Source organism: Streptomyces sp. NPDC004561 (assembly GCF_053602155.1).
The window spans coordinates 1-7,708 of sequence record NZ_JBSGDB010000418.1 but is presented as its reverse complement, the minus strand read 5'-3'; the positions used below and the strand labels follow the sequence as shown (position 1 = coordinate 7,708).

Here is a 7,708-nt window from a genome sequence, read left to right as displayed (position 1 = left end):
GACCGCGCGTCAGATCCCGGACGTCTCCCGCCACAGGGTCGCGAGAGAGCGGTCGCCGGTCACCTCCGGCAGCGGGACGCGGTTCCACAGGGCGAGGTACAACTGGTCGGCGGGTCCCGACAGTTCGGCGTCGGCCTCGACATCCGCCGCTGCCTCGCCGGCCACCGCCCGGACGGTCACCGGAGGCGCCTGCGCGGTGAGCCGTACGCTCCACACCGCGTCCCGGCCCCCGTCCACCGCGCGCACCCGCAGCACCCGCGGCTCCTGTGCGCGCACCCGGCTCCTGGAGCGGGCGTGGAAGCCGCGCAGCAACTCGTCGATGCCGTCCACCGCGAAGCCCGTCGCGACGGGGGTCGCCGTACCGCCTCGTGCCGCCTCGGCGTCGTACCGGTGGACGGTCGTCTCGTGCGCCTGCCGCCGGGTCCAGAACGCCAGCGGCGAGGGACCGGGCGCGGGATGGAAGGTCCAGCACTCCAGGTCGGCGGGCGCGGCGGCCAGGCTGTCGACCAACAGGCGGTGACTGTCGCGGTACCAGGCCACCAGCTCGGCCCCGTCCACGTCCGGCGGTTCGTCCATGGGGTGCGGCTCGGTGAGCCCGTCGGTGACGAAGGCCGTGGCCCACCGGTGCACCGCGCCCGTGTGCCGCAGCAGGTCCCGCACCTGCCACTCCGGGCAGGCCGGCACCTTGGTGTCGACCCCGGCCTGCGCGGCGGCCGCCGCGAGCAGCCGGCCCTCCTGCTCCAACGTCCGAAGATACTCGGCAGTCTCCATGGGGATGAGTGTGACGGATGGCGGTGGGGGTCGTGGGGACGGGGTGGCGTGGACGGGGGCTGTGGCGAGGCGTCGGGTGGTGCACGCCGGCCGTCCTCGGTGTCGGTCGTGCTCGAACGGACGTCGGCCCGCGCGGTGTCAGCCGTTCATCGTCCGGCGCGTGGACAGCCCGATCGCGGCGGCGACGGCGGCCAGTGCGGCCACGCTCGTGAGGGCGGTGGGCAGGGAGAACCAGTCGGCCATGAAGCCGATCGCGGGCGGCCCGAGGAGCATGCCGCCGTAGCCCAGTGTGGAGGCGACGGCGACGCCGGACGGCCCGGCCAGGGCGCCGGCCCGCTCCACGGCGACCGGGAAGAGGTTGGCGAGCCCGAGTCCGGTGACGGCGAAGCCGGCCAGGGCCACCCAGGTGAAGGGGGCGAGCGAGCCGAGCAGCATGCCCGCGGCCGCGACGGTCCCGCCCGCGATCACGGTGCGGGCCCGGCCGAGGCGCGCCAGCAGCGCCGAACCCGTGAGCCGGCCGACGGTCATGGCGAGCGCGAAACACGCGTACCCGGCGGCCGCCGTGCCCGCGGACGCCGCGAGGTCCTGCTGGAGATGCAGCGCACCCCAGTCGGCCATGGCGCCCTCACCGTAGGCGGTGCACAGCGCGACCAGCCCGAAGACCATCACCAGTCCACGGGTACGACCGCCCGCCCCGCCCCCTCCGGTGCCATCGGCCTCGGAGCCGCCCACTTCGGCCCCACCTGCCGCGCCCGCGCCCGCACCGCCCCTCTCGCCGCCGCCGTCCCGCTCGATCGGCGTGAGCTCGCTCCGCTCCGGCGGTGCCGGTGGCTCGTGTCGCAGGATGGTTCGGCCGGCGAGGGCGGTGACGAGGAGGCCGAGGACGGTGAGGGCGAGGAGGTGGCGGGTGGGGGAGAGGACGCCGGCGACCAGGCCGCCGAGGCCCGCGCCGACCATCCCGCCCAGGCTGAACGCGGCGTGGAAGCTCGGCATGATCGGTCTGCGCACCGCGGCCACCAGATCGACGGCGGCGCTGTTGAAGGCGACGTTGACCCCGCCGTAGGCCGCCCCGAAGAGCAGCAGGACCGCGCCCAGTGCGGCGGCGGAGTGGGTCAGCGGGGGAAGCGAGACGCTGAGCGCGAGGACGACCATGCAGACGACGGTCACCGGATGGCTGCCGTAACGGCGGCACAGGCGCCCGGTCAGCGTCATGGTGAGCACGGCCCCCGCGGAGACGCAGAGCAGGGCGAGTCCGAGGGAGCCCGCGGAGGCGTGCGTCTGGTGCTTGATGTCGGGGATGCGCACCACCCATCCAGCGAAGATGAACCCGTCCAGGGCGAAGAACGCGCTGATCGCCACGCGCAGCCCGGTGAGGTCCTGGCCCGGCACGACGCTGTGCGTTCGGGTTTTGTTTATTAGCGGCACAAACTCAGGGTAGGAGGGGTGGGGCATTGGAGCAAGGGGGGCGAGGAGGGCTCGGTGCGGGTGTGGTCCGTGTCTCCCGGGAGTGGGGACCTGAAAGCCGGCCCCGCCGAGTGGATTTGGCGTCACGAAAGGGGCAATTCACTCCATGTGCCTTCCCGTTCACGCTCGGACAGGTGGGCGCGCCCCCGGATCCCGTGCGGATACAGGTCGGTTAATGCTTGCTCACGAGCTGGTTGCCGAGGGGTGAGCGCGTCATGATGGGCCCATGACGTTGGCCTCGCGCGCGCTCGCGCAACTGGCGACCTGGCCGGACCTGAGACAGGCCGTCCCGAGCTGCGGACTGGGAGAGGCGGTGAGTTCGGCCCAGGGCGAGATCGTGCACTTCCACTCCGACCGCGATGTCGACCTGCGGCTGACCGACCGCGCCATCCGGCGGTTCGCCAAGGACTTCCGGGACGCGGGCGCGATCAGGATCGTGCCCGGCTCGCAGTGGGTGACCCTGCGTCTCGACGCCGCGAGCGACGTCGACCTGCTGCTGACGCTGGTCAGCGTGGCACTCCAGGCGCAGCAGACCTGGCCCGACCCGGCCGACCGTCCGGTGGCCGGGTGCAACGACCAGCGGGGCGCGGGCTTCGTGAAGGCGGACCACGGCGCGTTCTGAGAGCCGCGGCGGGCCGGTGAGGCGCCGTCGGCTCCGGTGTCACACGGCGATGACCCGGATCCCCGCCTCCTCGAACCGCCGCACCGTGTCCTGGTCCACCGCCGTGTCCGTCACGAGCGTGTTCACCAGGTCGGCGCCGCAGATCCGGGCGAACGCCCGCTGCCCCAGCTTGCTGGAGTCCGCGGCGACCACCACCCGCTCGGCGCGCTCGCACAGCAGCCGGTTGATCGCGGCCTCCGCCTCGTCGTGCGCGGCCGCGCCGTGCGTCACGTCGAAGGCGACGACCCCGAGCACCGCCACGTCGAGCGTGATCTGCCCCAGCACCCCGTCCGCGAGCGGGCCGATGAGCTCGTACGACTGCGGGCGGGCCACCCCGCCGGTGACCACGATCTTGAACTGGGGGCGTACGGCCAGCTCGTTGGCGATGTTGAGCGCGTTGGTGACGACGGTCAGCGCCGGCGAGCCGTCGGACAGATCGCCGCGCACGGCCAGCGCCCGGGCCACCTCCGTGGTGGTCGTACCGCCGGTCAGTCCCACCGCCTCGCCGGGCGCGACCAGATCGGCCACCGCCTTGGCGATGCGCTGCTTCTCGGAGGCGCGGCGGGCCGTCTTGTAGCGCAGGGGCAGTTCGTACGACACCCCGTGCACCACCGCGCCGCCCCGGGTGCGGACCAGCATCTGCTGTTCGGCGAGCTGGTCGAAGTCCCGGCGGATCGTCGCGGCCGACACCCGCAGCTCGGCCGCCGCCTCCTCGACGTCCAGCCGGCCGCGCTCCACGAGCAGTTCCAGCAGCGCCTTCCAGCGGGCGTCCCGGGACATCCGCAGCCTCCGTTCTCCGGGCCGGCAGCCGATCGCACTCCGATCGTTCTCCGGCTCTCCGGCGACCCTAACGCACCCGCACTGCGCCCGAATGCTTGATTGTGCTCGAAAGCTCGCTATATCTTGCAGGAACAAGCAGCCAGGGGAGGGTGTGGGCATGACCCATGTCGAGGACGAGCTGAACAGCCAGCCCGAGTGCTGGATACGGGCGGCCGCCCCCGCGGGGCGGTACCGCGAGGCGCTGCCGGGGCCGGGCGAACGGGTCGCCGTCGTGGGGTGCGGGACCTCGTACTTCATGGCGCAGGCGGTGGCCGCCCTGCGCGAGGGCGCCGGAGCGGGCGAGACCGATGCCTTCGCCGCCTCGGAGTTCCCGCACGGACGGTCGTACGACCGGGTCGTCGCCCTCACCCGCTCCGGCACCACCACCGAAGTGCTCGGCCTGCTCGACCGGTTGCGCGGGACGACGCGGACCACGGCCGTCACCGCCGACCCCGCCACCCCCGTGATGACCGCCGCCGACGACCTCGTCGTCCTGGACTTCGCCGACGAACGCTCCGTCGTCCAGACCCGGTTCGCGACCACCGCCCTCACCCTTCTGCGCGCCCATCTCGGCCTGCACACGGACTCGGTCGTCGCCGACGCCCGCCGGGCCCTCACCACCGATCTGCCCGAAAAGCTCGTCGGCTGCACCCAGTTCACCTTCCTGGGACGCGGCTGGACGGTCGGACTCGCCAACGAGGCCGGGCTGAAGATGCGCGAGGCCTCCCTGTCCTGGACCGAGGCCTACCCCGCGATGGAGTACCGGCACGGCCCGATCAGCATCACCACCGAGGGCACCGCGACCTGGATGTTCGGCGAGGCGCCCGACGGCCTCGCCGAACAGGTCCGCGCCACCGGCGGGTTGTGGGTCGAGGGCGGTCTCGACCCGCTCGCCGAACTCGTCCGCGCCCAGCGTCTCGCCGTCGCCGTGGCCGCCGCCCGCGGCCTCGACCCCGACCGGCCGCGCCACCTCACCCGCTCGGTGATCCTCGCCCCCTGATCCCGACGCCCGCCCCGGAAGGACACCCGAAGTGCCCCTCGCTTCCACCGGCGAGCTGGTCACCCGTGCCGCCGAGACCCGCTCCGCCGTCGCCGCCTTCAACGTCATCACCCTGGAACACGTCGAGGCCGTCATCGCCGGCGCCGAGACGGCGGGCGCCCCCGTCGTCCTCCAGGTCAGCGAGAACGCCGTCAAGTTCCGCTACGGACGGCTGCTGCCACTGGCCCGCGCGGCCTGCGCCGCCGCCGAACGGGCCGCCGTACCCGTCGCGTTGCACCTGGACCATGTGCAGAGCGACGACCTGCTGCGCCAGGCACCCGGCGCCGGATTCAGCTCGGTGATGTACGACGCGGCCCGGCTGTCCTACGCCGGCAACCTCGCCGCGACCCGGGCGGCCGTCGACTGGGCGCACTCCCAGGGCCTCTACATCGAGGCCGAGCTGGGGCAGGTCGGCGGCAAGGACGGCCGGCCCCCGCTGGACGCCCACGCCCCCGGCGCCCGCACCGACCCCGACCAGGCAAGGGACTTCGTCGCCGGGACCGGTGTCGACGCCCTGGCCGTCGCCATCGGCAGCGTGCACGCCATGACCACGCGCACCGCCGTCCTCGACCACGCCCTGCTCAAGCGCCTCGCCGCCGCGCTCGCCGTCCCGCTCGTCCTGCACGGGTCCTCCGGCGTGCCCGACGACGGCCTGGTCGCCGCGGTCGCCGGCGGCATCGCCAAGGTCAACGTCGGCACCGCCCTCAACGCCGCCATGACGGGCGCCATTCGCGCCTTCCTCGCCGCCCACCCCGAGGCCGTCGACTCCCGCAAGTACCTCAGCGTGGGCCGGGAGGCGATGGCCCACGAGGTGGCCCGCATCATCGGCGTCCTGTCCCGCACCCCCCGCTGATCGTGCGGCACACGGCCGTGCACCTCGGCGAGCCGCCCGACGTGGTCGCCGCGGGAGCCGGCGTGCACGGCGTCGCGGGCCGCACCGGCGTCTTCCGGCTCCCCGATCTGTGGCAGCCGCACGCCGTCCGGCTACGACGAACGCCGACCTCGTCGCCGACGGCGCCCCGCCCACCTTCCGGCCGGGCCGGGTGAGCCGCCCCGAACTCGGCGCGGTCCCCCGGGGCGTTGCGCGCTAGCCCCGCTTGACGGCCTTCAGCACCACGAACTTCGGGTCGCCGGCGACCAGCCGGCTGTTCCCGAACAACCGCTTCAGCGTGACGTGGTAGCCGAGGTGCCGGTTGCCGATCACCCACAGCTCACCGCCCGGCCGCAGCGCGCGCCGCGCCCCGCTGAACATCCGCCACGCCGTCGCGTCCGTCGTCGCCTGGTGGGAGTGGAACGGCGGGTTGTTCAGGACCAGGTCCACGCTACCGGGCGCCACCCCGGCCAGCCCGTCCCCCACCCGGAACTCGGCGTGCCCCGGCACCCCGTTGGCCTTGTACGTGGCCTCCGCCGAGGCCACCGCCTGGAACGACTCGTCCACGAAGAGCACCTCGGCCGCCGGGTCGGCCAGCGCCACCGCCGTACCGACGACGCCGTTGCCGCACCCCAGGTCCACCACGCGGCCCGCACCCGGCCCGGGCAGGTGCCCGAGGAAGAAGCGGGTGCCGATGTCGAGCCGGTCGGCGCAGAACACGCCCGCGTGGTTGACCACCGTGCGGCCGGAGACCGGTCCGACGCCGTCCGGGAGCGCGTAGCTGTACGGCCACGGGTTCGCGGGCCGCTCCAGCGCCGGGTCCGGGGTGCAGAGGATCAGCCGCGCCTTCTGCCGCGCCAGCGAGGTCCGGGTCGGCCCCAGGATCCGTTCGAACAGCCGCAGCGTGGAGGTGTGGATCTCCTTCACCATGCCGGTGCCCACGACGACCGTGCCCGCGTGCACGGCCGGCGCCAGACGCAGCAGCTGGTCCTCCAGCAGCGCCAGGCTCTTCGGCACCCGCACCAGCAGCACGTCCACCCGCTCCGGCGGCGGATCCTGCGTGGTCAGCATCCGTACCGCGCCGGGCTCGACACCGGCCCGCGCCAGGTTCTCGCGGGTCGCCTCCTGGCTCAGGAACGAGTCGGTGATCTGCGTCGGCCGGTGCTCCGCGAGCGCCGTGACCAGCGCGCCCCAGCGGTCCCCGAGCACCACGACCGCCCCCGTCAGCGGCACCTCCTCCTCGGCCAGATGGCGCAGCAGGTACGCGTCGGAGGCGTCCCAGGCGCGCAGCCGGTCGCGGGGGTCATCGGGGAAGCGGGACAGCTCGACCTCGCCCCACGGTGTCGTCATACGGTCGCTCATCGTGCGACCAGGCTAGCGGAGCCGCAGCTCAGCGATGGTGGCGCGGACCTGCGGCAGGATGGAGCGCATGGAGGACGAGCTGTTCCCGCGGGAGCGCGCGGAGGTCGCGCCGGGCGCCGTGCACGTCCCGGACTGGTTGCCCCGGGAGCGGCAGCGCGAGCTGCTGGCCGCCTGCCGGGAGTGGGCGCGGCCCCCGGCCGGGCTGCGCACGGTCCGCACCCCGGGCGGCGGCACCATGACCGCGCGCCAGGTGTGCCTGGGCTGGCACTGGTACCCGTACGCCTACGCCCGCACGGTCGTCGACGGCGACGGAGCCCCCGTGAAGCCCTTCCCGGCCTGGCTCGGTGAGCTGGGCCGGCGGGCGGTGGCCGACGCGCTCGGCCCGCACGCCCTCCCGGCCGCGCCGTACGACATCGCGCTGATCAACTTCTACGACGGCGAGGCCCGCATGGGCATGCACCGCGACGGCGACGAGCGGGCCGACGCACCGGTCGTCTCGCTGAGCCTCGGCGACACCTGCGTCTTCCGCTTCGGCAACGCCGAGACCCGGACCAGGCCGTACACCGACGTGGACCTGCGCAGCGGCGACCTGTTCGTCTTCGGCGGCCCGTCCCGGCTCGCCTACCACGGCGTGCCCCGCGTCCAGCACCGCCGTCGCACCGGCGGCGGGCCTGGTCACGGAGGGTGCGCTGACCCTCGTCGGCGGTCTGCTGTTCGCCGC

8 protein-coding genes are annotated in these 7,708 nt (G+C 74.1%); 4 read left to right on the top strand and 4 right to left on the bottom strand.

Annotated features, from left to right (window positions below; genetic code table 11):
* Positions 1 to 9: 9 nt before the first annotated feature.
* Entirely contained in the window at positions 10 to 771 is a 762-nt protein-coding gene (locus ACWEN3_RS36230; RefSeq protein WP_452979891.1) for a maleylpyruvate isomerase family mycothiol-dependent enzyme, read from the bottom strand.
* Positions 772 to 909: 138 nt separating this feature from the next.
* On the bottom strand, positions 910 to 2,160 hold the full coding sequence (locus ACWEN3_RS36225; RefSeq protein WP_452979888.1) for an MFS transporter: 1,251 nt from the start codon (positions 2,158 to 2,160) through the stop codon (positions 910 to 912).
* A gap of 301 nt (positions 2,161 to 2,461) precedes the next feature.
* Between ACWEN3_RS36225 and ACWEN3_RS36220 the strand changes: the two genes are divergently transcribed.
* Entirely contained in the window at positions 2,462 to 2,857 is a 396-nt protein-coding gene (locus tag ACWEN3_RS36220) for a luciferase domain-containing protein (protein ID WP_452979885.1), read from the top strand.
* A 39-nt stretch (positions 2,858 to 2,896) separates the two neighbouring features.
* Here the strand turns inward: ACWEN3_RS36220 and ACWEN3_RS36215 are convergent, their stop codons facing one another.
* Complete coding sequence (locus ACWEN3_RS36215) at positions 2,897 to 3,676, bottom strand: DeoR/GlpR family DNA-binding transcription regulator (RefSeq protein ID WP_452979882.1); 780 nt, start codon at positions 3,674 to 3,676, stop codon at positions 2,897 to 2,899.
* Positions 3,677 to 3,833: 157 nt separating this feature from the next.
* Between ACWEN3_RS36215 and ACWEN3_RS36210 the strand changes: the two genes are divergently transcribed.
* Complete coding sequence (locus ACWEN3_RS36210; protein WP_452979879.1) at positions 3,834 to 4,715, top strand: SIS domain-containing protein; 882 nt, start codon at positions 3,834 to 3,836, stop codon at positions 4,713 to 4,715.
* Between the two features lie 31 nt (positions 4,716 to 4,746).
* Positions 4,747 to 5,607, top strand: coding sequence for a class II fructose-bisphosphate aldolase (locus ACWEN3_RS36205; protein ID WP_452979876.1), 861 nt, complete (start codon positions 4,747 to 4,749; stop codon positions 5,605 to 5,607).
* 234 nt (positions 5,608 to 5,841) lie between these two features.
* Here ACWEN3_RS36205 and ACWEN3_RS36200 read toward each other — a convergent pair whose 3' ends face one another.
* Positions 5,842 to 6,975, bottom strand: a complete 1,134-nt coding sequence (locus tag ACWEN3_RS36200) for a methyltransferase (protein WP_452979873.1) — start codon at positions 6,973 to 6,975, stop codon at positions 5,842 to 5,844.
* Positions 6,976 to 7,054: 79 nt separating this feature from the next.
* Between ACWEN3_RS36200 and ACWEN3_RS36195 the strand changes: the two genes are divergently transcribed.
* Positions 7,055 to 7,708, top strand: a 654-nt coding sequence (locus ACWEN3_RS36195) for an alpha-ketoglutarate-dependent dioxygenase AlkB family protein (protein WP_452979871.1), incomplete at its 3' end; no start/stop codon positions are given.

Coding starts and splice junctions, on each gene's coding strand:
- ACWEN3_RS36230 (WP_452979891.1), bottom strand. CDS start 771: ATGGAGACTGCCGAGTATCTTCGGACGTTGGAGCAGGAGGGCCGGCTG.
- ACWEN3_RS36220 (WP_452979885.1), top strand. CDS start 2,462: ATGACGTTGGCCTCGCGCGCGCTCGCGCAACTGGCGACCTGGCCGGAC.
- ACWEN3_RS36215 (WP_452979882.1), bottom strand. CDS start 3,676: ATGTCCCGGGACGCCCGCTGGAAGGCGCTGCTGGAACTGCTCGTGGAG.
- ACWEN3_RS36210 (WP_452979879.1), top strand. CDS start 3,834: ATGACCCATGTCGAGGACGAGCTGAACAGCCAGCCCGAGTGCTGGATA.
- ACWEN3_RS36200 (WP_452979873.1), bottom strand. CDS start 6,975: ATGACGACACCGTGGGGCGAGGTCGAGCTGTCCCGCTTCCCCGATGAC.